This window comes from Paenibacillus sp. J31P316 (assembly GCF_056269105.1).
On the sequence record NZ_JBWDNI010000003.1, the window covers coordinates 899,748 to 922,929 of the forward strand.

The 23,182-nt window shown below is 55.4% G+C and carries 21 protein-coding genes, 7 tRNA genes, 1 pseudogene and 1 riboswitch; of the genes and pseudogenes, 20 read left to right on the forward strand and 9 right to left on the reverse strand.

Annotated features, from left to right (window positions below; translation table 11 throughout):
• Window positions 1-66: 66 nt before the first annotated feature.
• Both cmpA and AC0YNU_RS14850 read right to left on the reverse strand, forming a co-directional pair.
• Window positions 67-201 carry a cortex morphogenetic protein CmpA gene (cmpA, locus tag AC0YNU_RS14845; protein ID WP_475757757.1) on the reverse strand — a complete coding sequence of 45 codons (135 nt, stop codon included), beginning with the start codon at window positions 199-201 and terminating at the stop codon, window positions 67-69.
• A 114-nt stretch (window positions 202-315) separates the two neighbouring features.
• Window positions 316-669: a hydrolase/acyltransferase gene (locus AC0YNU_RS14850; protein WP_475757759.1), complete on the reverse strand. Its 354-nt coding sequence runs from the start codon at window positions 667-669 to the stop codon at window positions 316-318.
• Window positions 670-771: 102 nt separating this feature from the next.
• Here AC0YNU_RS14850 and AC0YNU_RS14855 point away from each other — a divergent pair, with 102 nt between their 5' ends.
• From AC0YNU_RS14855 to AC0YNU_RS14890, 8 genes are all read left to right on the forward strand, one after another.
• On the forward strand, window positions 772-1,257 hold the full coding sequence (locus tag AC0YNU_RS14855) for a SprT family protein (protein WP_475757761.1): 486 nt from the start codon (window positions 772-774) through the stop codon (window positions 1,255-1,257).
• Between the two features lie 28 nt (window positions 1,258-1,285).
• A tRNA-Asn gene (locus AC0YNU_RS14860) sits at window positions 1,286-1,361 on the forward strand.
• Between the two features lie 5 nt (window positions 1,362-1,366).
• Window positions 1,367-1,457, forward strand: a tRNA-Ser gene (locus AC0YNU_RS14865).
• A 78-nt stretch (window positions 1,458-1,535) separates the two neighbouring features.
• A tRNA-Glu gene (locus AC0YNU_RS14870) sits at window positions 1,536-1,610 on the forward strand.
• A 37-nt stretch (window positions 1,611-1,647) separates the two neighbouring features.
• A tRNA-Leu gene (locus tag AC0YNU_RS14875) sits at window positions 1,648-1,732 on the forward strand.
• 215 nt (window positions 1,733-1,947) lie between these two features.
• A tRNA-Glu gene (locus tag AC0YNU_RS14880) sits at window positions 1,948-2,022 on the forward strand.
• 17 nt (window positions 2,023-2,039) lie between these two features.
• Window positions 2,040-2,112: transfer RNA gene (locus AC0YNU_RS14885), tRNA-Lys, on the forward strand.
• Between the two features lie 37 nt (window positions 2,113-2,149).
• A tRNA-Leu gene (locus AC0YNU_RS14890) sits at window positions 2,150-2,231 on the forward strand.
• A 104-nt stretch (window positions 2,232-2,335) separates the two neighbouring features.
• Here AC0YNU_RS14890 and AC0YNU_RS14895 read toward each other — a convergent pair.
• Window positions 2,336-4,258: a hypothetical protein gene (locus AC0YNU_RS14895; protein WP_475757763.1), complete on the reverse strand. Its 1,923-nt coding sequence runs from the start codon at window positions 4,256-4,258 to the stop codon at window positions 2,336-2,338.
• A gap of 308 nt (window positions 4,259-4,566) precedes the next feature.
• Here AC0YNU_RS14895 and AC0YNU_RS14900 point away from each other — a divergent pair, with 308 nt between their 5' ends.
• From AC0YNU_RS14900 to pyrB, 3 genes are all read left to right on the forward strand, one after another.
• A complete protein-coding gene (locus AC0YNU_RS14900; protein ID WP_475757766.1) occupies window positions 4,567-4,941 on the forward strand; it encodes a hypothetical protein in 375 nt (124 codons plus the stop codon).
• A 110-nt stretch (window positions 4,942-5,051) separates the two neighbouring features.
• Window positions 5,052-6,413 carry a TrkH family potassium uptake protein gene (locus AC0YNU_RS14905; protein WP_475757768.1) on the forward strand — a complete coding sequence of 454 codons (1,362 nt, stop codon included), beginning with the start codon at window positions 5,052-5,054 and terminating at the stop codon, window positions 6,411-6,413.
• A gap of 67 nt (window positions 6,414-6,480) precedes the next feature.
• On the forward strand, window positions 6,481-7,425 hold the full coding sequence (pyrB, locus tag AC0YNU_RS14910) for an aspartate carbamoyltransferase (protein ID WP_475757770.1): 945 nt from the start codon (window positions 6,481-6,483) through the stop codon (window positions 7,423-7,425).
• A gap of 137 nt (window positions 7,426-7,562) precedes the next feature.
• Here pyrB and map read toward each other — a convergent pair whose 3' ends face one another.
• The gene (gene map, locus AC0YNU_RS14915) at window positions 7,563-8,309 is read right to left on the reverse strand and encodes a type I methionyl aminopeptidase (RefSeq protein ID WP_475757772.1); all 747 of its coding nucleotides are present in this window, start codon (window positions 8,307-8,309) and stop codon (window positions 7,563-7,565) included.
• A 146-nt stretch (window positions 8,310-8,455) separates the two neighbouring features.
• Entirely contained in the window at window positions 8,456-9,256 is an 801-nt protein-coding gene (locus tag AC0YNU_RS14920) for an AraC family transcriptional regulator (protein WP_475757775.1), read from the reverse strand.
• Between the two features lie 162 nt (window positions 9,257-9,418).
• On the opposite strand from AC0YNU_RS14920, the gene AC0YNU_RS14925 reads away from it, so the two are divergent.
• Both AC0YNU_RS14925 and AC0YNU_RS14930 read left to right on the forward strand, forming a co-directional pair.
• A complete protein-coding gene (locus AC0YNU_RS14925; RefSeq protein WP_475757777.1) occupies window positions 9,419-10,186 on the forward strand; it encodes a sugar phosphate isomerase/epimerase family protein in 768 nt (255 codons plus the stop codon).
• Window positions 10,187-10,217: 31 nt separating this feature from the next.
• A complete protein-coding gene (locus tag AC0YNU_RS14930) occupies window positions 10,218-11,237 on the forward strand; it encodes a Gfo/Idh/MocA family protein (RefSeq protein ID WP_475757779.1) in 1,020 nt (339 codons plus the stop codon).
• Between the two features lie 162 nt (window positions 11,238-11,399).
• Here AC0YNU_RS14930 and AC0YNU_RS14935 read toward each other — a convergent pair.
• Both AC0YNU_RS14935 and AC0YNU_RS14940 read right to left on the reverse strand, forming a co-directional pair.
• Window positions 11,400-11,558, reverse strand: a pseudogene (locus AC0YNU_RS14935) (transposase); the annotation flags it as partial.
• A gap of 503 nt (window positions 11,559-12,061) precedes the next feature.
• Window positions 12,062-12,895: a phytanoyl-CoA dioxygenase family protein gene (locus AC0YNU_RS14940; protein ID WP_475757781.1), complete on the reverse strand. Its 834-nt coding sequence runs from the start codon at window positions 12,893-12,895 to the stop codon at window positions 12,062-12,064.
• Window positions 12,896-13,082: 187 nt separating this feature from the next.
• Here AC0YNU_RS14940 and AC0YNU_RS14945 point away from each other — a divergent pair, with 187 nt between their 5' ends.
• Entirely contained in the window at window positions 13,083-13,982 is a 900-nt protein-coding gene (locus AC0YNU_RS14945) for an AraC family transcriptional regulator (RefSeq protein WP_475757783.1), read from the forward strand.
• 74 nt (window positions 13,983-14,056) lie between these two features.
• On the opposite strand, the gene AC0YNU_RS14950 is transcribed toward AC0YNU_RS14945, so the two are convergent.
• The gene (locus AC0YNU_RS14950) at window positions 14,057-14,902 is read right to left on the reverse strand and encodes a CAP domain-containing protein (RefSeq protein ID WP_475757785.1); all 846 of its coding nucleotides are present in this window, start codon (window positions 14,900-14,902) and stop codon (window positions 14,057-14,059) included.
• A 76-nt stretch (window positions 14,903-14,978) separates the two neighbouring features.
• Window positions 14,979-17,009, reverse strand: coding sequence for a beta-galactosidase (locus tag AC0YNU_RS14955; protein WP_475757787.1), 2,031 nt, complete (start codon window positions 17,007-17,009; stop codon window positions 14,979-14,981).
• Window positions 17,010-17,109: 100 nt separating this feature from the next.
• Between AC0YNU_RS14955 and AC0YNU_RS14960 the strand changes: the two genes are divergently transcribed.
• From AC0YNU_RS14960 to AC0YNU_RS14985, 6 genes are all read left to right on the forward strand, one after another.
• Window positions 17,110-17,988 (forward strand): AraC family transcriptional regulator, encoded by an 879-nt coding sequence (locus AC0YNU_RS14960; RefSeq protein ID WP_475757789.1) that lies wholly within the window; start codon window positions 17,110-17,112, stop codon window positions 17,986-17,988.
• Entirely contained in the window at window positions 17,985-19,175 is a 1,191-nt protein-coding gene (locus AC0YNU_RS14965) for an HNH endonuclease (protein WP_475757792.1), read from the forward strand. Before AC0YNU_RS14960 ends, AC0YNU_RS14965 begins: the two co-directional genes overlap by 4 nt.
• 98 nt (window positions 19,176-19,273) lie before the next feature.
• Window positions 19,274-19,972 carry a CAP domain-containing protein gene (locus AC0YNU_RS14970; RefSeq protein ID WP_475757794.1) on the forward strand — a complete coding sequence of 233 codons (699 nt, stop codon included), beginning with the start codon at window positions 19,274-19,276 and terminating at the stop codon, window positions 19,970-19,972.
• 113 nt (window positions 19,973-20,085) lie between these two features.
• Window positions 20,086-20,715 (forward strand): TetR/AcrR family transcriptional regulator, encoded by a 630-nt coding sequence (locus AC0YNU_RS14975; protein ID WP_475757796.1) that lies wholly within the window; start codon window positions 20,086-20,088, stop codon window positions 20,713-20,715.
• Between the two features lie 73 nt (window positions 20,716-20,788).
• Complete coding sequence (locus AC0YNU_RS14980) at window positions 20,789-21,934, forward strand: ATP-binding protein (RefSeq protein WP_475757798.1); 1,146 nt, start codon at window positions 20,789-20,791, stop codon at window positions 21,932-21,934.
• A gap of 65 nt (window positions 21,935-21,999) precedes the next feature.
• Window positions 22,000-22,199, forward strand: a riboswitch (cyclic di-AMP (ydaO/yuaA leader).
• A 104-nt stretch (window positions 22,200-22,303) separates the two neighbouring features.
• Window positions 22,304-23,143 (forward strand): 3D domain-containing protein, encoded by an 840-nt coding sequence (locus AC0YNU_RS14985; RefSeq protein WP_475757800.1) that lies wholly within the window; start codon window positions 22,304-22,306, stop codon window positions 23,141-23,143.
• The last annotated feature ends 39 nt before the right edge of the window (window positions 23,144-23,182 follow it).

The following is a 23,182-nucleotide window of genomic DNA, read 5'->3' on the forward strand; positions in this document are numbered from 1 at the left end:
TAGCACCCTTTTATGCTGGGATAGCTGCTGTATGATAAGGTCGCTGTAATTATAAGGTTACTGTTATTATAAGGTCAAGGGGTCGTCGCCTTGATGTTGACGAGTACGATAGAAATACCAGCAGTCGTTCAACAGTCGGATCTGCCGGCGGTCCTTCTTCAAGTAAGCGCGCATCAGTTGGTTGCACAGCCATTGCGGCATCGCTTTCGCCCTCCTTCCAGACATCGCTTGTTGTACTAAGTAGTGTATGGAAGTAGGCGAATGTCCGTGCAGGTCCAACTGACATTTCATGCGGTATATCCGCTTATAATCGGTTTACATGTCGTATTCTTCTTCGTACCATTGCTCGAGCTGCGCCTGCAAAGCGCGGATTTCGGTCAGCAGCGAGATAAGCGGGTACGATTTCTCTTCAATGCCTGCAAAATCTTGCTCCAGCTGGTTCAAGTACGCCAGGCCGGAATGGACAACGATAGATTTGTCGTGCAGCTCGACATCCGCGCATTCCGCGATAGCGTAAGGCAGTGCCGGAACGTGGCTGGCTGTCAGCTTGTCGATTTCTTTGTGCAGGCGCAAATTCAGCGCGCTCAGCTGATAAACATGCGAGGCGGGCATTTCGACGAACGAAACCTCCTGTTCGCTTTTCAAAATAATGTATCGCATGATTGCCATACTTAACCGTCTCCCTTCATGAACATCCGATGAATACCTCTTGACAGTGTAGCGTATTCGTCCTTTAAAATTCAAGTATTACCGCGCGAGGAGATTAAAGGGATGCAGGAACAAGATCATCTGTTGCAGGAATGGGTGGAACGCGTATCCATCCAACATTTCGGACTGCCTTTTCGCCACCGGGCTACCTTTAATGGGCGATTGAAGTCGACGGGCGGCCGCTATTTCACGAAAACGCACGATATCGAGATCAGTCCGCATCAGCTGCGCAATTTCGGCGAAGAAGAGACGGAGAAGATCATCAAGCACGAGCTATGCCACTATCATCTGCATATTCTGAAGCGGGGCTACAATCACCGTGACCAGGATTTCAAGCAGCTGCTCGCCAAAGTCGGAGGTTCTCGCTTCTGCAAGGCGCTGCCGGCAGGGGAGAAGCGCAAGCCGGAGCCTTACCGGTTCAAGCTGCTATGCCGCAGCTGCGGGATGGAATATATGCGCAAACGCAAGACGGATCCGCGCCGTTACGCATGCGGCAGATGCCGCGGACAATTATTATTATCTAAGCTTGACTTCATTTCCAAGACATGATACATTATTTCTTGTCACTAAATATTATTCCCTGATAGCTCAGTTGGTAGAGCACTCGACTGTTAATCGAGTTGTCACAGGTTCGAGTCCTGTTCGGGGAGCCATATTTGGAGAAGTACCCAAGTGGCTCAAGGGGACCCTCTGCTAAGGGGTTAGACTGCGTAAGTGGTGCGAGGGTTCGAATCCCTCCTTCTCCGCCATTTTTATGGCATAAGGCTTTGGCCTGCTCGGAACAATTCTATAAACCTTTCTTGCATGTTTGCGAGAGCGGTCAGCAAGGCCCGTTGGTCAAGTGGTTAAGACACCTCCCTTTCACGGAGGTAACAGGGGTTCGAGTCCCCTACGGGTCACCAATTTAGCTTCTCGATATGGACAACTTCATATCACTTCGCGGTCGTGGTGGAACGGCAGACACACCATCTTGAGGGGGTGGCGCTCACAAGGCGTGAGGGTTCAAATCCCTCCGACCGCACCAACCTTACAACGAACAGTCCTTGATCTTTCAGGGGCTTTTTTTGATGGAATCTTGAAGAATAAGTATGGGTTGAATGGTTAACAATACGTTTTGTGCCGAGATAGATGTAAGTTATTGGATTCTTATTTATTTTGAAAAATGTCTTGCTATTGAGCTTCGGGTCTGATATATTATTACTTGTCGTTTGAAAAGCTTGTCGAAAAACGACGAAGCAAGGCCCGTTGGTCAAGTGGTTAAGACACCTCCCTTTCACGGAGGTAACAGGGGTTCGAGTCCCCTACGGGTCACCAATTTTGCCTCGAATCTTGAGTCATTAGCTCAGTTGGTAGAGCACCTGACTTTTAATCAGGGTGTCGTAGGTTCGAATCCTACATGACTCACTTTTACCTCATCGATATGACAATTTCATATCACTCCGCGGTCGTGGTGGAACGGCAGACACACCATCTTGAGGGGGTGGCGCTCACAAGGCGTGAGGGTTCAAATCCCTCCGACCGCATACGAAACAAAGGCTGGTTTTCAGAATGAACTTCATTCTGGGAACCGGCCTTTGTTTGTTTCTGTCTGCATGATAGCCTCGGTAACGTCAGTCGGGCAATTCGATTAATCTTGTTCCACGCTACCGGAGCCGGATACGACGATATAATCAAGCGGGAAACTTCCTTCGTTGGCAACCAGCAGAATGCCGTACCGGCCTTGCGGCAATGCACCGCTCGCAAAGACGGATCGGGATTGCTCTGCCTGCTCCGACCAATACGACACCGTTCCGCTCAGGACGCCGTTCACATAGACGTCTGCCTTTCCCCACGCGGGAGAAGTCGGCGCATGCAGCTCAAAGCCATTGCCGATCACGTTCCATTTCGCTTTCAGGTCACCGCTGCCTACGAACGCTGCTCCCGAACGGAACAAAGAGGCGTCAACGTCCTCCGCGTTCCAATCGCTAGCCCGTTGGCCGGCGCCAAGCAGCGCGTCAAAGCCGTTGAACGCCAGCTCGTACTTCCCGGCGGCACCGTTCAACTCGAACGATCGACAAGAGAAGTTCGACCATTCGTGCGCGATCAGCGCCAGCGGCTTGCCGCCTTCCGCATCGTAAGCGACATCGGCGATTACCGTATCGCCATTCGAAGCGATGATGCGGCCGTCTGATCGCCGCAACCGTACGTTACTGATCGCGGCGTCAAAGCCGGCAGCCGCAAGCGCATGCTCGGTGCCGTCGGCGTCAACCGACAGAAGCTTGGCACTGTTGTCGTCGCTAATGCGCAGCGCTTGGTAGCCCGCAATCGCGAGCGGATGCGGGATCGCATCGCTGACGCTTTTGTTAGGCCCGAGGAAGCCCACGTAATCGAACGCGATGTCGATCGTGCCAACGAGCGTAAACGAAGCATGCAACTCGAAGTCCGCGTAGCCGGCCAGCAGCGGTGCGATTGATTTGCCGGCGTGGGCCGACAGGGTGAAGCCGTCGCTGAACGGCTGCTGCCAAGGGCGCGAGGCGACAAACAACGTGCCGTGGTTTTGTTCGTTTTTGGACGGGTACATGACGTTTAGGCGTCCATCCTGCACGAAGCCGTGGAACGTTTGTCCCCAGATGCCGTATTTCTCGTCCTCGCTCGGCCGGCTATGCCAGGCGTTGCCGTCGAATTTCAGCTGCCACGCCTCCGGTTTGTGCGCATCTTCCATCGCTGCCGCGAATACCGCCTGGTAATTGCGCGACGCTGCAACTGAAGTAGCTGGCGCGTAGATGATCCCGTCCGCGGTAAAACACGGATAAAACTCGACTGGCGCCGGGTAATAGTCAGGCCCGTCGACGGACAGCACGATCGTCGGCGGCGACCATGGACCTTCCGGTGAAGGCGCCGTCATAACGGCGAGCCCCCAAGAAAAGCAGTCGCTCGAATCGCACAATGTCAATGCGATCCAGTCGCTGCCGCGCTTCAGCAGCGTCGAGGCATACATCCGTTTGAACCGGCCTTTATGGCCGGAGAGCGCGACGTTGCTAATGTGCGGCCGCGGAAGTCGATGGAACGGGCCGGCGGGGCTTTTCGACCAAGCCAGCGCAGCTCCGGAATCGGTACCCGTTCCTTCCGGGTTGAAAATGCCTGTCCAGTCCGAATTGTTCGAGCACCAGTCGTAGCTGAGCCAGTACGTATCGGTCAGCTCATCGTACATCGCAACGGCATCGGGACAAATGTCCGAAGCGACCGTATGTCCATCGAAGATGAAGCCGGGCTCGAACGCGCGGCCAAGATTCGTCCAACTCGCGCCTTCGTCAGCCGAGCGGTAAATAACGATGTGGCAGGTGTCGCCCGGGATCAGAGCGTAGCCAAACGGATATAACCCGGCGTAATAGTACCAAGCGCCGTCCTTCGGATCGCGAAACAACGAGCCGTTGACCGCCCATTCGAATGGCGGCCGTGACGTATGAACGGCTTCGCCGATTCGTTCGAACGTGTCGAACGACGGGTCGCCTAGCACCGGATGACGCAGCCAGGCGTCACGAAGCGCAGCTCTTGCGTAATCGTTGGTCACAGGCGGCATTCCTTTCTGCACGAATCGGCCGTATTTTTTGTTGCCTTTCATTTTTCAGTAAGAATATAGCACCAAGCAATAGGAGGTTCAATAGAATAGATATCGGAATCGATGCTTCTTTTTTCGGAGAGTGGAGGTTGGTGTTTTTCGCTTCTTTTTCTGATTAGTTTCAACCCTGCAATGCGCATCGGAGCTTCTTTTTCGTGACAGGAATGAACATGTCGTGCTATAACTGAAATAGGATATATAAGGAAATAATGTTATATGCTAGTTGGAGGTTTCAGTTGCTCGGTCGGGGGATATTCGCAATGTCGTCAAGCGCAGGCAAGGCTCCGGCAATCGTGTTGGAGGATTCAGCGGAAATGGTGCTTCGGACAGCGCTCGTCGATTATTACTTGGAGACGCGCAACTTCAATGCGCTCAAGGAGCTCTTGGGCGAAGTTTGCGATGTTTATGTTCCATGCTCGGTCGTATGGGTATGGGCGCTCGATATGGACGGCGGGAGCATCTACATGCCGGAACAGGACATGGCCGCGATCCATGCGAAAATCAGCGCGATCGCGGCTGCGGGGGAGACGTACATCGCAGATCCGTTTTACTTTGTGGCCAGCAAGCGCGAGGAACTCGTCAGAGCCTATCTCGCGGACTCGCAGAGCCGCGTCTATATCGTTCCGCTTCCATAGTACGATCCGTCCTCGCGCCTCCCTTTCGGGAGGTTTTTTTGTCGAAAAGACTGTATGCGGCCCTGCGACTTCGTTTACAATTGTAAGATGAAGGAAGTGAAACCGCAGCCATGATCAAAAAACTACTAACGGTATTATCCCCGGCGCAGCTTATGTCGGGCGCTTATTTCATCGTCATCATGCTGACAGCTCTGCTGCTCATGCTTCCGATCAGCTGGAAGGAAGGCGTCTCGGTATCGCCGCTCGATGCCTTGTTCACGTCCGTAAGCGCGATCAGCGTGACGGGCTTGACGACCGTAAGCACGGGAGAGACGTTCAACGGCTTCGGAGTCGCGGTGCTGCTTGTGGCGTTTCAGTTCGGCGCGGTCGGCATCATGACGCTTGGCAGCTTCTATTGGATGCTCGTAGGCAAGCATATCGGCCTTCTTGAGCGGAAGCTAATCATGATCGATCAGAATCAGAACCAGCTGTCGGGACTAGTCGAGCTGATGCGCATCGTCCTTATTCTGACCCTGGTCATCGAGCTGATCGGCACGCTGCTGTTTACGGCTTTCATCTACGCGTCGGGTTATACGGATTCGCTCGCTAAGGCTGCGTACTACGGCTTGTTCCATGCGATATCTGCGTTTACGAACGCCGGCTTCGATCTATTCGGCGATTCGCTCATGCGCTATTCCAACAATGCGCCTATCCAAATTCTCACCATGCTGCTGATCGTGCTGGGTGCGGTGGGGTTTCCGGTGCTCGTGGAGCTGTGGCGGTTCGTGCGCAGCTGGAAGGAGAAGGGCGCGCGGTTTCGCTTCTCCTTGTTTACGAAGCTTACGCTTGTGACGCACGCGGTGCTGCTGGTCGGCGGGGCTGCAGCGATTTGGCTGACGGAGGCCCGACATACCTTCGGCGATATGTCCGCCGGCACCGGGCTCATGAACGCGCTGTTCTTGTCCGTAACCTCCCGCAGCGCGGGACTGACGACGGTCGACGTCTCTATGCTGCATCAGTCTACGCTGCTGATCGTATCCGGCCTCATGTTTATCGGAGCAAGCCCGTCGAGCGTCGGAGGCGGCGTTCGAACGACGACCGTGGCCGTCATCTTCTTGACCGTCGTCATGTTCTTCCGAGGGGAGAACGAACCCCGCGCGTTCCGCCGTTCTATTAACGGGGAGGACATCCTGAAGAGCTTCGTGTTCTTCACGCTATCGATCCTGCTGGTCATGGCGGGCGTATTCGCGCTGCTGGTGTCGGAAGCGCATAAATTCGATCTGTCGGCGGTGCTCTTCGAAGTCGCCTCGGCCTTCGGTACCTGCGGCATGTCGACAGGCATCACTTCGACCCTGCATCCTGCAAGCAAAATCACGCTTATCCTGCTCATGTTCTTCGGACGGATCGGCATGTTCCTGTTCATCTCCCTATTCAAGTCGCGGAAGAAGCCGCTGAACATCAAGTATCCCGAAGAGAAGCTGATTATCGGCTAGTGAAGGGCCGTGCTCATCTGATTTGTCTCCGGTAGGCAGCTCCATTATAATCAGATGGAGTGAATTTATGGCAGAAGGGAATGGACGCGAGATGAGTACGCTCTATCATGTACTGGGAGCCAAGCAGTTCGACCGGGAACAGCTGGACGAGCTGTTCGTTTCATCGAAAGAAATGGAGCAGGCGGCCGAACGCGGCGGCATCCAGCGGTATCCGAACAAAATCATGAGCACGCTGTTCTTCGAGCCGAGCACGCGGACGCGCTTCTCGTTCGAATCGGCGATGCACCGGCTCAGCGGAAGAGTCATCGGGACGGAGAATGCGAGTCAGTTCTCCTCGGCGATCAAAGGGGAGACGCTGGAAGATACGATTCGGATTATATCCGGCTACAGCGATCTCATCGTCATGCGGCATACCGAGATCGGCGCGGCGAAGCGAGCTGCCGCGGTGTCGGACGTCCCCGTCATTAATGCAGGCGACGGCTCCGGGGAGCATCCGACCCAGGCGCTGCTGGACTTATACACGATTCAGAAGGAATTCGGAGGCATCGATGGCGTCCATATCGCCATGATCGGTGATCTGACCTATGGCCGGACGGTACATTCGCTTAGCTATCTGCTGGCCAATTACCGGGATGTTCGCATTTCGTTCATCTCGCCCGATAACGTGCGCATCCCTACCTATGTGAAGCAGTATTTGGACGAGAAGGGCGTCGCCTATGAGGAAGCGACCGAGCTGGAGAGCCTTGCGACCACGGCGGACGTGTTCTATCAAACCCGCATCCAGAAGGAGCGTTTTCCTTCTTTGGAGGAATACAGCAAGGCGGAGGGGAAATTCATTATCGACCGCAAGCTCGTCGATACGATGAAGCGCAATGCGCTTATCCTGCATCCGCTGCCGCGCGCCGGCGAGATTCACCCGGAGGTCGACAACGATCCGCGGGCGGCCTACTTCCGTCAAGCTCAGAACGGCTTGTACATCCGGATGGCGCTGATCGAGAGATGTTTGGGCTAAGGATGGAAGACTGACGCGGAGTTTTATAACCATTGTCGGCCGGTAGACTTGCGCTTTGCATAATATCAATAAACAAAGGGCCTTTCCTTGGCAGCTGCCAGGAAAGGCCCTTCTTCATGCATGTAATTACGAATCGGCTACTGCTTGGTCAGAATGATCGGACCTTCATCCGTAATCGCGATCGTGTGCTCGTATTGAGCGGAGAGGCCGCCGTCGATCGTGCGCGCGGTCCAGCCGTCGCTGTCGATCTTGCTTTGCCAAGCGCCCGTGTTCAGCATCGGCTCGACCGTCATGACCATGCCGGCCTTCAGGCGGATGCCTCGTCCGGGAGGACCGTAATGCGGCACCTGCGGCTCTTCGTGCATGTCTTGGCCGATGCCGTGCCCGATGAAATCGCGCACGACGGAGAAGCCGTTCTCCTCCGCGTATTTCTGAATGGCATTGGACACGTCGCCCATGCGGTTGCCGACGACCGCCTGCTCGATGCCTTTGTACATCGACGCTTCGGTGACGGCCAGGAGCGTCGCCGCTTCCTCGGACACGTTGCCGACGGGGTAAGACCAAGCGGAATCCGCCAGCCAGCCGTTCAAATTGACGACCATGTCGATCGTCACGATATCGCCGTCCTTCAGCGCGGCGGACGAAGGGAAGCCATGGCAGATCACGTCGTTCACGGACGCGCAGGTCGCGAACGCATAGCCTTTATATCCCTTCTGCTCAGGCGTGGCGCCGTGCTGCTTGATGAATTTCTCGGCGAACTGATCGATCTCGTTCGTGGTGACCCCCGGCTTGATCATGCCTTTGATTTCGCGATGGCAGGCCGCTAGAATTTCGCCTGCTTTGCGCATGTTTTCGATTTCGTCTTTGGTTTTTATAATAATCATGTCACACCTCTTTAATCGCAATTATAGAGAAAAAAACGATCCAGGTAAAGAAACGAGCCGTGCGTCCCGGCCGGTCCGCGGCTGTCGCGCAGGGAGACGGACATGCCCGGAAAGGGCTGCTTTGCATGGCTTGGCGAGCGCGTCCGTCACTTCACCCGGTAGGCCGCTGGCGACACGCCGTACTTCTGCCGGAAGACGCGGAAGAAGTACGAATAGCTACCGAAGCCGCAGGTTTCCGCCACTTGATCCAAGGTCATGCTGCTGTATTTGATCCGCTCGATGGCCATGGATAACCGGACGTTTTGGGTATACTGTATGATGGTCAAGCCATAGCATTCCTTAAACAGATGGACGGTACGCGACACGCTGAGGCCGACATGGGCGGCGACGTCCGCGATCGTGAAGGAGAGCGCGGCTTGTTCGTCGATGAAATTTTTCATGCGTGTGGCGACGAACGATTTGCCCTGCAGGACGGATTGCGTGGCGACGGCGCGGTCGAGCCCCAGGCAGAGCGCGCGGAGCAAATAATCGGCGAGCTCCGAGTCTTCCTCCTCGAATCGCCGCTTCTCCAGAATGAGCGCCTGCCACAGCGACAGCCACCGTTCGTCCGGCACGACCTTGACTTTCCGCCTGCGCTCTCTGCGGTTCCACCATTCGTCCAGCCATTCTCCGCGGCAGATCACGAAATAATCGCCGCTTGAAATGCCGGTGCCGTCCGCGGACGAGACGTCCTGAAGCGGGGAGGAGACGTTGAGGCTATAGGAATCGCCGGGCTTAAACAGCAGCAGATCGCCGGCTTCGATGCGCTGCATGCGGCCGTCGACGAGCGCTTCGCAGGATCCCTCCGTTTGAAAACGGAACAGATAGGCGCGAAGCCCTTCGGGATTCGTCATTTGGAAAGGCTGCGAATGATAAGAATAGCCGCAGCTCATAATTTCGGCAAACACGAGAGCAAACCCCACTTTGCAGCAATATTGGACATGTCACTGTTATATAATACATCTTGCCATCGCTTCATTTCTACTATAATGAGTGTCAGATTGGTAAACCAAACATGACGTATGCAGCGCGATTCGCGCAGCGACGCAAATCGAAGGGACGATTATCAGATGAAAATCGGATTGCAGCTTTATACGCTTCGCGACGAAACAGCTAAAGATATGAAAGGCACGCTTCGCAAGGTTGCGGCAATGGGCTACGAAGGCGTTGAATTCGCTGGTTACGGCGACGTTCCGGCCGAAGAAATGCGCGATTTGCTGAACGAGCTGAACCTGGAAGCATTCGGCAGCCACGTTAGCCTGAGCAACCTGGAAGAGAAGCTGGAAGAAGAAATCTCCTATCTGAAAACAATCGGCGCGACGTATGTCGTCTGCCCGTGGATCTCGCCGGAGAACGTCTCCAAAGGCGAATCGTTCTGGCGCGCCCTGATCGAACAGTTCGCTGGCATCGGCGAGCGCTTGAAGCAGGAAGGCCTGCAATTCGGCTACCATAACCACGACTTCGAATTCGCGCTCAAAATCGACGGCGAGTTCGTATTCGATGCCATGTACACGAAGCTTCCTGCAGATCTGCTGAAGGTCGAAATGGATATCGGCTGGGTGCAATACTCGGGCCAGGATCCGCTTGCCTACATCGCGAAATACGCGGGCCGTCTGCCGCTGCTTCACTTGAAAGACTTCCGCAAAGGCGAAGCCGGCGGTCAAATCGATACGGTCGAGCTCGGCCGCGGCGACCTGGCGCTGAACGACATTATCGGAGCTGCCGAGAAAGCGAACGTGGAATGGCTCATTGTCGAGCAGGACACTTGCGCCAACCCGCCGCTGGAATCCGTTCAAACGAGCATGGACTGGCTGAAAACGAACGGCCACAAAGCGTAATCATCTTCAATTAAAGAGGAGCTATATTAGCATGACTAAAATTCGTGTAGCCGTCGTCGGCTGCGGCGCGATCGCGCAGCGCCGTCATATTCCGGAATACGCCGTCAATCCCAACGTAACGCTGGTCGCGTTCGTCGATCCCGTATTGGAGCGTGCGAACAAGCTCGCCGATGAGTTCGACGCCAAAGCGTTCGCTTCATACGAAGATATGCTGAGCGAAGTCAAACCGGATGCAGTAAGCGTCTGTACGCCGAACTACCTGCATGCGGAGGTCTCGATTGCGGCCGCCAACGCCGGCGCGCATGTCCTCGTCGAGAAGCCGATGGCTTCCACGGACGAAGAAGCGGCAGCGATGATCGAAGCCGCGGCGAAGAACGGCGTGTATCTGATGGTCGGTCACAACCAACGTCTGATGCCTCCTCACGTGAAGGCGAAAGCCATCTTGGATTCCGGCGTTCTCGGCCGCGTCCTGACATTCCGGACGTCGTTCGGTCACCCGGGTCCGGAGGGCTGGAGCGTGGACGGCAGAGGCAGCTGGTTCTTCCGCCGACCGGAAGCGATCATGGGCGCGATGGGCGACCTCGGCGTTCATAAGTCCGACTTGATCCGCTACCTGCTGAACGACGAAGTCGCGCAGGTAACCGGCTTCATCGGCACGCTGGACAAGAAGGACACCGACATCGACGATAACGCGACTTGCTTGCTGCGCATGAAGAGCGGCGCGATCGGCACGCTTATTGCCAGCTGGACGTACTATAAAGGCGAGGACAACAGCACGGTGCTTTGGTGCGAGAACGGCGTGATGAAGATCGGCACGGATCCGCGCGATCAAATCATCGTCGAGCTGCGCAACGGCTCGGTCGAGCGCTATAACGTCGGCGCGATTGCCACCAACGACAAGCAGGAGTCGAGCGGCGTCATCGACGCGTTCATCGAGAGCCTCGTGACGAACACGCCGCCAAGCATCTCCGGCGAAGAAGGCCGCAAATCGCTGGCCGTCATCTTGGCCGCGTTCGAATCGCAGGCGACGGGTAAAGTGATCAGCCTGTAAGGCGCGGCAATCAACACGGCAAAACAAGCAAAAAGGGAGGAAGCAGCACATCTGCTTCCTCCTCAGATCGTAGAGAAACCACCGTTTTTTTTCAAAACGGCCGGTTTCTCTTTTGTTTTTGGAGCCCATAAATGAATAAGCTTGGGCATGAGTTTGCTTTGCTTACGCCTTTCGTTCTAGGTCGATGGCGATCTTTTTCATGTTCTGTACTACGACGGCGGTCATCAACGCTTGTTGTGTAGCCCCCCGCCAACGACAATAGCGAAACCCGTGGAGCTGTTTAGCATCCGCGAAGCTTCGTTCAATCCTTGCTTTTCGTTTCGGAACAGCTTTTTGCCGTGTGCACTTCTCCAGCATCGAGCATGATCCACGAAGCGAAAAACGACCGTCTAGTCGACTTTCAAGCTTCGCGCAACAATCGATACAAGGATTTTGCATCAAATAACTGCATATCTGCCGTTATTTTCGACGATCATGTCTGATTAATGGAAATAACTGCATATCTGCAGCTAATTGACTGACTTTGAGTCTTTTTTACGATTAATTGGATAAATAACTGCACTTTTGCATCTATTCCATTGGAACCCGCTTGATATTCGAAATTAAATGCAGATTTGCATCTATTTCGGAAACAAGGTGAATCCTAGCATGTTCCATATCGCCTATACGCGCCGAATAGCTGCCGATGACCCAATGGCACCGCACCGTTCTCTACAGACAGCCTGGGGAGGAAGCAGAGTTCTGCTTCCTCCCCAGGCTGTTCTTATCATCTGCATCTTCCTGAATTGTCGTTGGAACAAAGTAATCGTGCTTTGCGGCTGCAGTTACGCCTTATAGACGAGCGGATTGAGCGGCGAAGCAGCCAGATCGCCCGGTCCGAGACCCGGGAACCAGCCGTGCATATCGTTTCTGCGGGAATTGGAATCCGGTTCTACGATGCGAACGCCGTCGGCGATATAGATAATCGTCATGACCTCGCGCATGGCGTCCGTCGGATTGCCCGGCGCGGAATGAAGCGTCCAGCCGGCATGGAAGGTAGCGTCCCCGGCCGCCAAGGCGCCGTAATTGGTCTTCGGCAGCTGTTTGCCCTCGATGAAGGAACCGAGCGTCTTATGGGATTCGTCCGATATTTCTTGGCGGGACAGGTACCCGAATGTTTGCGAGCCGTCGACGAACGTCATGGAGCCGACCTCTTCGGAGACCGGTACGAGCGGCATCCAGAGCGTGATCGTGTTCGGCGTATCCAGCGGCCAGTAGATTTGATCCTGATGCCATGGCGTATGACCGCCGCCCGGCTCCTTGAACAACGCTTGGTCGTGGTAGATGCGGACGCCTTCGACGCCCATCAATTCGGCTGCGATTTTGGCGAAGCGTCTCGCCATGACGAAACGTTTTGCCCCTTCGTTCAGCTGCCACAGGTTGCCGATTTGAATAAATGCCTTGCCATAGGTGTCACGCTCCGCGACGGGCTTCGTCATGTAATTGTGCTCGCGGACCACATCCGCGATGACGGGCTCGTAAGCGTTAATTTCTTCCTGCGTCGCCACTTCTCTCAGCAAAATATGTCCGTTGCGCTGATAAGACGCTTTTTGATCCTCGCTTAGCGAATAATCGTCGTGAAGCGAAGGAAGCTGTGCATAGTCGGCTGTTGTCGCCATGATCGTTCAACGTCTCCTTTAGTCATCCCCCAGGATGCCTGTGATAGGGTGCTCGAATGATTTCATTATAGGATGCGGCGCCTTCGGAAATCTTTGTAACAAACCGCTGAATCTTTTGTCAAAAACGACTGTCATCTCCTATAATGAATGAAAGTGAACACCGAATCGGAGAAGGGGAGGCATGTTCATGTATTTGTCCGAACTCATGGCGACGCAGCCGATTGCGCCTTATATCCGCGAGAGCGATTTTGCGGTTCGGGAACCGTGGAGCATGGCAGCGAGAAGGTTGCTCGATTATTTGCTCGTCTACATCCAGGAGGGCGACTGCCTCTTTCATGTCGACGGGAAAGCGTATGAGCTGCGTAGCGGCGATTTTTGTCTGATTCAACCGGGCAGCTTGACCGTGCTGGAAGGGAAGACGAATACGATTACGCCGTTCGCCCACTTGGATTGGTTCTACGATGCATTCAGGGAGGAACGCTTTCCGACGCGCAGCGGACAAATCGATCTGACGCCTTACAAGCATTTGCTTCAGCCGCGCTTGAATGATCTTCATGGCATCGATATTCCGGTCCAACTGCGGCCAAAGCAGCCGATCCAGCTGCGCGACAAACTATTGGAAATGGTCGACAGCTGGCAGCGGCGCAATCCGCTGATGCAGCTGCGGGCGCAGACGCTGGCCGCGGAGATTCTCCACGCGATTCTGGAGGATCATTCCGAAGACTTGAAGCAGACGGAGAAATCGGCGCCGCAGCCGATGAACTGGATCACCTCGTTCATTTCCTTCCGCCTGTCGGAGCCGCTCAGCGTGCAGGAAATGGCGGCTAGGGCAAACTTGTCTCCGTCCCGCTTCAGCGCGAAATTCAAGGAGCAGTTCGGCGTCGCGCCGCATCGGTATTTGCTCCGGCTGCGTATCCAGCATGCCATGGAGCTGCTGCGGGATCCCGATCTGGCCATGGAAGACATCGCGGCCTATTGCGGCTTCGCGGATATTCACCACTTTGCGAAAATGTTCAAGAAGGAAACCGAAGCGACGCCGGGAGCGTTCCGCAAAGCCGCGGGGACGCCGAATGACCGCTGCACGTAAAGAAAGCACGGCTTCTCTCGCAAAGCGATAGAAGTCGTGCTTTCGCAGGCATAGATAAGGCTAGGTAGTCTTGGTTAAGGCTTGATAAACTCCTGCGTCCAGTAAGGGTTCATGCTGCCGCCCTGGGCGTAGCCTACACCGAGCTGGGTGTAGTTGGCGCTGAGAATATTCTGACGATGGCCGGGGCTGTTCATCCATGCCGTCATGACGGCATCGACGGACTGCTGGCCTGCAGCGATGTTCTCGCCGGCATAAGAATAACTGACGCCGAACGATTTCATCATATCGAACGGGCTGCCGTAAGTCGGCGATTGGTGATCGAAGTAGTTTTTGTCGCGCATATCGGCCGATTTGGCTTGGGCGACCTTGTTCAAGCTGGCGCTGAGCGTCAGCGCGCCAACCCCGGCTTTGGCTCGCTCGGCGTTCACCTTGGCCAGAATTTGGTTAGCGATGCTGGAGTCCACCGTCGTTCCGGATCCCGTTCCGGCTCCGCTGCCCGTATTGCCTGTTTTGTTTCCGGTATTGCCCGTATTGCCTGTATTGCCGGGATTGTAGTAGCCATTGCCCGCGTTCCCGGCGTTGCCTGTATTACCGGGATTGTAGTAGCCATTACCCGCGTTCCCCGCGTTACCGCCCGTATTGCCATTATAATAATTGGCACTACCGGGGTACATCTGACGCAGCCAATCGTTCAGCGGGTTCAGATCGATGTTGCCCGACTGCTTGGCGCGCATGGTACCGTCGTTATAGGTCGTAACCCGGTTTCTGTCGACGGTATTCATTCCGATGCGGTGCCCGTCCTTGCTGGCAGAATGGTACGTGTTGCCGTTCGGCGTCGTGTCCCTGACGGAGTTATAAATAATTGCACCTACGCCGAATGCCAAAACTAAACCGAGCAGCGTTCCGAAAAATCGTTTCATCTCAGTATCAAGCTCCTTTCTAACCACTAATATGTTCAGCGGCAAAAGGAGCTATGCGATTTCGGAACAAGGAAGATCAAGCTAGATGCTCCACGATCAGGACGCCGCGGCCGTCAAGCACGACCTCGCCGGCGATTGCGCGGCCCGAGATCAGATCGATGCCGCTCACGCTGCCGAGATCGATCTTCGCTGCCTGTTCGTTATGATTCAGGACGAACAAATACGCTTGTCCATCCTTTTCGCGGCGGGTCACCTCTACGCCAGGCGCCTTTCCCGGAAGCGGAAGGATGTTTCTCCGGCGGCACAGCTCGCCGAGGAAACCTTGCAGGAATGTATCGTCCGGACTCGATGCTACATACCAGGCCTCGCCGGCGCCGAATCGATTGCGGGTGAGCACGGGCATGCCTGCATAGAAGTCATCCCCGTATTCGGCGATCGTTTCCGCGCTTTCGGCATGAATCAGATCGCATAGCAGGGAGCAGCTGTAGGAGCCTCCCAGCGTGCCGAGCGATTCCTTCAAGACGATGGAATTCGTGCGGGCGGGGAACAGGGCATCGATCTCTTCCGCCCATATGCCCAGCACCTTGCGCAATTCGCCTGGATAACCGCCCAGCGTCACAAGATCGTTCTCGTTCACGATGCCGCTGAAGAACGTCGTGACGAAAATGCCGCCGTCCGCAACGAAGCTTTCGATGCGCGCGGCCATTCCGGGCTTGACCATATACATCACCGGCGCGAGCACGATGTCGTACCCGGCTAAATCATCTTCGAACGAAATCATGTCGACGGCATGGCCCAATTCATAAAGCGCTTTGTAATAACGCTGGACCTCGTCGACGTATTTGAGGTCGACGCTCGGCCCGCTGGAATATTCGATCGCCCACCGATTCTCCCAGTCGAACATAATCGCGACCCGGCTTGGAAGCCGCGAGCCCAGCAGCTTGCCTTCCAGACGCTGCAGCTCTTCGCCGAGCTGCGCGCACTCGCGGAAGACGCGCGTATGCTCGTGGCCGACATGCTCGATCAACGCGCCGTGGTACTTCTCGCAGGCGCCGACGGATCGGCGCAGCTGGAAGAACATCACGCTGTCGGAGCCATGAGCGACAGCCTGGTAGCTCCACAAGCGCATGACGCCTGGCCGCTTCAACGTATTGTAGGCCTGCCAATTCTGCTGGCTTGGCGTCTGTTCCATGAGCAGGAACGGCTTGCCGCCTTTCAGGCCGCGCATGAGGTCATGGGTCATGGCCGTCAGGCTGACAGGCGTATCCATGCCGGGATAGTTGTCCCAGGCGACGATATCCATATGTTTGGCCCATTTGAAGTAATCCAGCGGCTTATAAGTGCCCATCAGGTTCGTCGTGATCGGCACATCCGGCGTATGTTTCTTCAGCACCTCGTATTCCAGCTTGTAGCAATCCAACAGTCCATCCGAATTAAAGCGCGCGTAATCCAGCGAAATGCCCTGAAAATTCGTTCTTGTATCCGACCATTGCTCGGAGAGCGCGTTTGGAAGCACGATTTCTTCCCAATCATAGAAGGTATGTCCCCAGAAACGGGTGTTCCATTGTTCGTTCAGCTTGTCCAGCGAGCCGTATTTCCGCTGCAGCCAGACGCGGAAGGCCGCTGCGCAGTTGTCGCAATAGCAATCGCCGCCGTACTCATTGGATACATGCCAAAGCAGCAGCGCGGGATGGTTCTTGTAGCGTTCGCCCAGCTTGTCGGCGAGCCGCTGCGCATAGATGCGGTAAGTCGGGCTGTTCGGACAGGAATTGTGGCGCCCGCCGAATTTGCGCTTCCGGCCTTCAAAATCCGTACGGAGAACGTCCGGATGCCGGCGGGCCATCCATGCCGGATGCGCGCCGGTGCCTGTCGCCAGGCAGGCGTATATGCCATTGGAGCTCAGCATGTCCATCATGCGGTCCAGCGTCTCGAAATCATATTGGTCTTCGCCCGGCTGCAGCATGGCCCACGAGAATACGTTGACGGTCGCGATATTCATGCCGGCCAGCTCAAGCAGGCGCATATCCTCCGGCCAGATCGAGGCGTCCCACTGCTCGGGATTGTAGTCGCCTCCATATAACATTTTGGGCAGCTTGGTTGTATCCATGTTGATCGTTCCCTTCTAGTGTCCATAGTGATAATAGGTCCATTTTATGGTAAGCTGGAGCTGACGGATATATAAAATACGATTGGCAGGATATGATAATATGGAACAGCAGGACGGGCAGAAACCAATCTTCTTCGACGCGCATATGAACCGTTACATGTTCACGCTCGGCGAATATGACCTTCCACTCTACATGGACAGTATCGGTTATAATCCAGATCAGGAATCTATAGATCGCACCAAAGGCTATCCGAATTTTCATTGGCTGCAGACGCTTGAAGGGGAAGGCGAATTTCTGCTTAACGGGCGCCGTTACTCCCTTCCGCCGGGCAGCGGCTCGATGCTGTTTCCGGGCGTTCCGCATTCTTACGCTGCCAAGGGCGGGAAGAAATGGACCACACTCTACGTCACTTTCGGCGGCGCGCTGGCAGCTTCCATGCTGGCTTCGCTTGGCATTCGCCATACGGAATGGCTCCATTGGAACGACGATGCGCCGATTACGCGGCAGCTGATGGGCATGATCGAGCAGATCAGCAAGGACGACGACCGAACGGGACTTAATGCTTCGGCTGCACTGTATCGGTTCTTGACCATGATCAAAATTTACGGACAAAAGGGCGGGCGTTCCTCCGTCTACCAGCATTTGGAGAAGCTGGATCCGCTGCTGCACTGGCTGGACGAGCATTACGGGGATCCGGAGATAGGACTTTCCGATATGGCGCATCAGCTGGACATCAGCCCGCGCTACTTGAACTCGTTGTTTCGGCAGGCCTTCGGCATTACCGCCTATGCCTATCTGATTCGACTTCGGATCATTAAGTCCAAAGAGATGATGAGCTTCGGGGACAACAAACAATCCATCAAAGACATTGCCCAACTGTCCGGTTACCGGGATTCCAGCCATTTCATCGCGGCGTTCGGAAAAGCGGAAGGCATGACGCCGGAACAGTTCCGCAAGATGCACGGACTATTGATATGAACGAAGACGAACGGACGAACGGAGCGAAGCAGAAGATGACGGAGTTGAAAGCATGCGCGGCCTGCGGCAGGGAGAAGCCGCTCTCCGCCTATACCAAAAGGTCGGGCAGCAGCGGCAGGAGAGGAACCTGCCGGTCCTGCCTGCGCAAGCGCAAGCAGTCGGCTGAGCAGCCTGAAGGGGCAGCCGCTGGCGAAGCGGTGCTTGCGATTGCCGCGGCGGAAGAAACGCCGCAGGCTGCGGAGACCGCCTCGGCGTCGCCGAAGCGCAAGCGCAGGAGAAGAATGAAGAAGCAGAAGCATTCCCTCCGCGGAGAATTGCCTGAAGAAATCGGACCCGACGAAGCGCTCGATTCGGACATTGATCTTGTCGTGAAGGTACCTGTCGATAAGGTTCCACGCGATAACGTCCATGTCGATAACGCCGCTGTCGAGGTCGATTTTGCCGAGGAGAGCGGAGCGGTGCCGCCGAAACCGAAGCGCAAACGCCGGCGCAGAAGGAAGAAAGGGACTGACTTGCGGCGTCTGGACGGGCAGGACAAGCCGGAAGAAGGTGCGGCATCGGTCGACGAACCGGAGGAACTCGACGGGGTCCAAGAAGCGGACGCAGAGCATGACGGCGGACAGGAGCAAGACGGTCAGACTGCAGCTCCGCGCAAACGGAAGCGCAAACGCCGGCGCGCGCGCGGCGGCAAATCTTCCAAACGGAAGATGGAGGCCGAAGCGGAAGCGGTCTTGGATACCGAATACGTTCGCCCGCCGGACCGCGTCATCATTCCCGTCAAAGGCAATTTCTCGTTCAAGACCTCGCTGTTGAACGACCGCGGACGCGGCATGATCCGCCTGCGCGGCAAACGCGAGACGGGCAAGCGCTGGTCGACGGAGATTCCGACCGAAATGGCGATCCGAATGGTGGAGGAAGGGGCTGCGGGCATCATTCATCCCGGCTTGATCCACAAGCTGTACACCAAGACCGATTTCAGGCTGCTCGTGCTGCAGCGCGACGATTATGTATGCCGATACTGCGGCGATTTCGGAGATACGATCGACCATGTTTTGCCCAAATCCAAAGGCGGTCTATCGACGCCGGCGAACTGCGTATGCGCTTGCGCGGACTGCAATTTGAAGAAGGCGGACAGCCTTGATTATGTCGATGACGAAGTGCTGCAGCAGTTTCATTTCCAGTCGTAATGGAAGATTTTATGGGATGTAATGCCCTTTTTCCCGTGTTACCATGGGTGGCGTCGGAAAGACCGGCAACACACTTTGACGCACGAGGAGGATTTTTCATGAAGATGCAACCATTTCGAACAGGTGTAGTAAGCGTACTCGCAGCAGGTTTGATCGCGCTTGGAGGAGGAGCAACACTGCAGAAGGCAGAAGCAGCCTCCGTGAACACTTCCGTAACGTATAAAGTGACGAACAGCGATACGATGTACAAAATCGCGCAGAAGTACGGCGTCAGCCTGGGCGCTTTGATCGCGGCCAATCCGTCCATCGCGAACCCGAATAACATTTGGGCCGGCATGACGGTTAAGGTACCGACAACAGGGACAGCGGGCTCAGCCGGTTCCGCCTCGGGTGGAACAACGTCGAATCCGGGAACGAGCACGACGGATAAGAGCACGTTCGCTGCGCAAGTCGTGACGCTCGTGAACAAGGAACGCGCTAATGCGGGTCTGTCCGCGCTGAAATCCGATTCTTTGCTGACGAAGGTCGCGCTGGATAAAGCGAAGGATATGTATGCCAACAACTATTTCGATCATAATTCGCCGACGTACGGCTCGCCCTTTGATATGATGCGTGCCTACGGCGTTACTTATTCCTATGCCGGCGAGAATATCGCCAAGGGCCAGCGTACGCCTCAGGAAGTCATGACGGCTTGGATGAACAGCGCAGGTCATAAAGCGAACATCTTGGGCAGCCATTACGGCAAGATCGGCGTAGCCTACTATAACGGCGAATGGGTACAGGAATTCACGTCCTAAGCTCATTTCGCAGCACTTCGAAGCGGCCCTCTCCGGGGCCGCTTTCTTTACATGCCGTCGGACGTCGTATAAAATGTAACCAATGGTTATATAAAAAAGGGGTCCGATACGCGATGCTGTCGAAACGAAAACAAATGACCGAAGACATGAAAGCGGCGATTCGCCAATCCGCCGCCGAGCTATTCGCGGAGAAAGGCTATCCGCATGTCACGATGCGCGAAATCGCCAAGCAGGCCGGCTGCTCGCATACGGCGATTTATTTGTATTTCAAGAACAAGGAAGAGCTGCTGCAGCAGATCGCCATTCCTTCGCTGTTAGAGCTGGAAGCCGAATTTCTGACGGAGATGAACCGCGAGAACGTTTCGCCGATCGACAGGCTCATGGCCGTCTGCGCGAGCTTCGTTACCTTCTGCCTGAGCAACGGCAGCCTCCAGACCGTGCTGTTTATTTCAGGCTCGGTACGGGTGGACGATCCGGATCCGGAGCTTCCGATCAACGTCATCCGCAATCGGTTGTTTGCGCAAATGAGGCATTCTTTGCAGCTAGCCCTATCGGCAGACGGTACGGACGGCGGCAGCGAGGAGGCCGTGACGAACAGGGCCCGCGTCCTCTTCTACTACTTGCAAGGTTTCGTCAGTACCTATACGGGGCATTCGGAGCCGACCGACAGTCTGCTGGCGCGCACCCTTCCGATTTTCCAGGGAGGCATCGATATCCTGATCAAAGGGATGAAACAACATTAATTGTTTTTAATGCCGAAGGGATTGGACCGTTCGAAGCGAATTCTTACAAGAATATCGTTTCGGGGGTTGGGACATGAGGCGCAGAGCCGTTTACTGCAATCGTTTGCTTGCTTCGCAATTGAAACGAAAGCTCGAGCTTCAGCCTGGCGCCGGCAAGGATTCCGCGCAAGAATTGCGCCCGGATTCCATGAGTTACCAGCGGCTGATCAAGTATTTGCCCGAACCGATTTTCGTCCATGACTGCGAGACGATTTTATTCACGAATCAGGCAGGACTGCGCATACTCGGCGTGACGGAAGCGGAATTGATGGCCAAGCCCCGCGTACAGGATTACGTGCACTCCGATAATTGGGAGACCGCCAAGGAGCGGCTCAAAGATATTTTGGAAACCGACGAGCCCAATGATTTTGAAGAATCCAAGTTGATCAGCGTTACCGGCGAAATCATCGACGTGGAAGCTTCCAGCACGCGAATCCGCCATTATCCCGGCAAAGGGACAGTCGTGCAGAGCGTGTTCCGGGACATCCGCGACCGCAAGAAAGAAGAAGAGGCGCTTATCCAGTCGGAGAAGCTGTCGGTGGTCGGCCAAATGGCGGCAGGCATCGCCCATGAGATCCGCAATCCGCTGACCTCGTTGATCGGGTTCTCCAAATTTCTGAAGACGAAAATCAACACCTATCACGAATACTTCGACATTATGCTCGTGGAGCTGGACCGCATCAATTCGATCGTGCAGGAATTCATGGCGCTGGCGAAGCCGCAGGCGAATCAATTTCGCCGGCATGATCTCGTCAAGACGATCCAGAGCGTGCTGACGCTGCTCGAGACGCAAGCCGTTATCAACAACGTGCAGCTCGTTGCCAGCTACGATGCGGAGACCGCCGTGCTGCTGTGCGAGGAGAATCAGCTCAAGCAGGTATTCGTCAACGTGGTCAAAAATGCGATTGAAGCGATGCCCAAAGGCGGCACGACGCGCATCACGCTGAATTCGAGCGACTCCGACACCATCTCCGTGGCGATTACCGACCAAGGGATCGGCATTCCGGAGGATCTGCTGCCGTTTCTCGGCGGCCCTTTCTTTACGACCAAGGAAAGCGGAACCGGTCTCGGTTTAATGGTTTGCTACCGTATTATCGAAGGACATCGCGGAAAAATCGATCTGTCCAGCTATCCCGGCATCGGAACGACGGTGACCATTTCATTGCCCAAAAACGGGTAAAACATACAGAACCTGCCTCAGTGGTTGTATTTACCGGTAGGTTTAGCATTCACGACTATGGTATTCTATTACGCGAGCCGAAACTTCACCGTACGGGGGATCTTTTGGGGCAAGTCATATTGCTCCGGTTCCGTCATCTGATGTCCATCACATGACGGATACACCGCGCCATGGCGCTGGGGTGAATCGCACACGATCGTGCGTAGGGTTGAACTCCTCAATCCGAATCCGACAACTAACCTCGCAGGCCGCATGCGACGAACGACGTCCACACTCCGCTTCAATCGGCGGTTCGGTCGTTGTCGCGATGACGTTCATATATCATCCGCACGGATATATGACCGTAAATCCAAGGAGGCAATCGACAACATGAATAACACCTGGAAAAAGGGCATTGCAGCAGCAGTGCTCGGCATTGCCATTCTGTCGCAATCCGGAGCCGTAAAGGCGCAAGGTCTGTACAAGGCGAATGAAGACGACACGTTCTGGAAGCTGTCCGGCAAGTTCGGCATTACGATCAGCGAACTGATGCAGGCCAATCCGTTCGTGGACGCAGGCAACATCTACGAGGGACTGCAGCTCGTTATTCCGCCTACGGTGGAGACGGCCGCAGCACCGGCCCGGAGCGGGCAGCCAGCCGTCAAGCTGATGAAATCAGCAGCAGGTGCCAACCTCGCAGCGGCGGTGGCTTCCGTTGCCAAAGCAGCCCCTAAGGCTGCAGGGGCAGAAGCTCCGAAAGCGGCGAAGAGCGCCGCTCCGAAGAAAGCTGTGAAGAAGTCCGTTGCGAAGGCGGCGCCGAAGAAATCGTCGGCAGCTGCGACGGCGAAGAAATCGAAGACGACGAAGAAGCCTCAGCTGAATCGCGTCTCGGTAAAAGGCAAATCGTATGTATATACGGATGTCGTACAAGTGAAGGCAAGCGCGTATACCGCTGCTGCGGAGGAGAATGGCTGGGGAGCCGTCGATTATTTCGGCAATCCGCTTAAGCTCGGCACGATCGCGGTCGATCCGGACGTGATTCCGATGGGGAGCAAAGTTTACGTCACGGGTTACGATTTCAACGGACTTCCTTCCGGCGGCATGATTGCCGTCGCATCTGATCAGGGCAGCGCCATCAGCGGCAACCGGATCGATATTTTCGTTCCGCAGTCCAGAAAAGAAGCAAGCAATTTCGGCTTTCAAAATGTGAAAGTATTCATTCTCGATTAATCATAAGCAACGACAAAAGGCAGCCCCCGCGGGCTGCCT

Excerpts from the sequence above, each read along its gene's own strand:
- AC0YNU_RS14980 (WP_475757798.1), top strand. The coding sequence starts at position 20,789 with ATGAGGCGCAGAGCCGTTTACTGCAATCGTTTGCTTGCTTCGCAATTG.
- AC0YNU_RS14855 (WP_475757761.1), top strand. The coding sequence starts at position 772 with ATGCAGGAACAAGATCATCTGTTGCAGGAATGGGTGGAACGCGTATCC.
- map (WP_475757772.1), bottom strand. The coding sequence starts at position 8,309 with ATGATTATTATAAAAACCAAAGACGAAATCGAAAACATGCGCAAAGCA.
- AC0YNU_RS14930 (WP_475757779.1), top strand. The coding sequence starts at position 10,218 with ATGACTAAAATTCGTGTAGCCGTCGTCGGCTGCGGCGCGATCGCGCAG.
- AC0YNU_RS14955 (WP_475757787.1), bottom strand. The coding sequence starts at position 17,009 with ATGGATACAACCAAGCTGCCCAAAATGTTATATGGAGGCGACTACAAT.
- pyrB (WP_475757770.1), top strand. The coding sequence starts at position 6,481 with ATGGCAGAAGGGAATGGACGCGAGATGAGTACGCTCTATCATGTACTG.
- AC0YNU_RS14950 (WP_475757785.1), bottom strand. The coding sequence starts at position 14,902 with ATGAAACGATTTTTCGGAACGCTGCTCGGTTTAGTTTTGGCATTCGGC.
- AC0YNU_RS14925 (WP_475757777.1), top strand. The coding sequence starts at position 9,419 with ATGAAAATCGGATTGCAGCTTTATACGCTTCGCGACGAAACAGCTAAA.
- cmpA (WP_475757757.1), bottom strand. The coding sequence starts at position 201 with ATGCCGCAATGGCTGTGCAACCAACTGATGCGCGCTTACTTGAAGAAG.
- AC0YNU_RS14965 (WP_475757792.1), top strand. The coding sequence starts at position 17,985 with ATGAACGAAGACGAACGGACGAACGGAGCGAAGCAGAAGATGACGGAG.
- AC0YNU_RS14945 (WP_475757783.1), top strand. The coding sequence starts at position 13,083 with ATGTATTTGTCCGAACTCATGGCGACGCAGCCGATTGCGCCTTATATC.
- AC0YNU_RS14905 (WP_475757768.1), top strand. The coding sequence starts at position 5,052 with ATGATCAAAAAACTACTAACGGTATTATCCCCGGCGCAGCTTATGTCG.
- AC0YNU_RS14970 (WP_475757794.1), top strand. The coding sequence starts at position 19,274 with ATGAAGATGCAACCATTTCGAACAGGTGTAGTAAGCGTACTCGCAGCA.
- AC0YNU_RS14960 (WP_475757789.1), top strand. The coding sequence starts at position 17,110 with ATGGAACAGCAGGACGGGCAGAAACCAATCTTCTTCGACGCGCATATG.
- AC0YNU_RS14900 (WP_475757766.1), top strand. The coding sequence starts at position 4,567 with ATGTCGTCAAGCGCAGGCAAGGCTCCGGCAATCGTGTTGGAGGATTCA.
- AC0YNU_RS14940 (WP_475757781.1), bottom strand. The coding sequence starts at position 12,895 with ATGGCGACAACAGCCGACTATGCACAGCTTCCTTCGCTTCACGACGAT.
- AC0YNU_RS14850 (WP_475757759.1), bottom strand. The coding sequence starts at position 669 with ATGGCAATCATGCGATACATTATTTTGAAAAGCGAACAGGAGGTTTCG.
- AC0YNU_RS14975 (WP_475757796.1), top strand. The coding sequence starts at position 20,086 with ATGCTGTCGAAACGAAAACAAATGACCGAAGACATGAAAGCGGCGATT.
- AC0YNU_RS14985 (WP_475757800.1), top strand. The coding sequence starts at position 22,304 with ATGAATAACACCTGGAAAAAGGGCATTGCAGCAGCAGTGCTCGGCATT.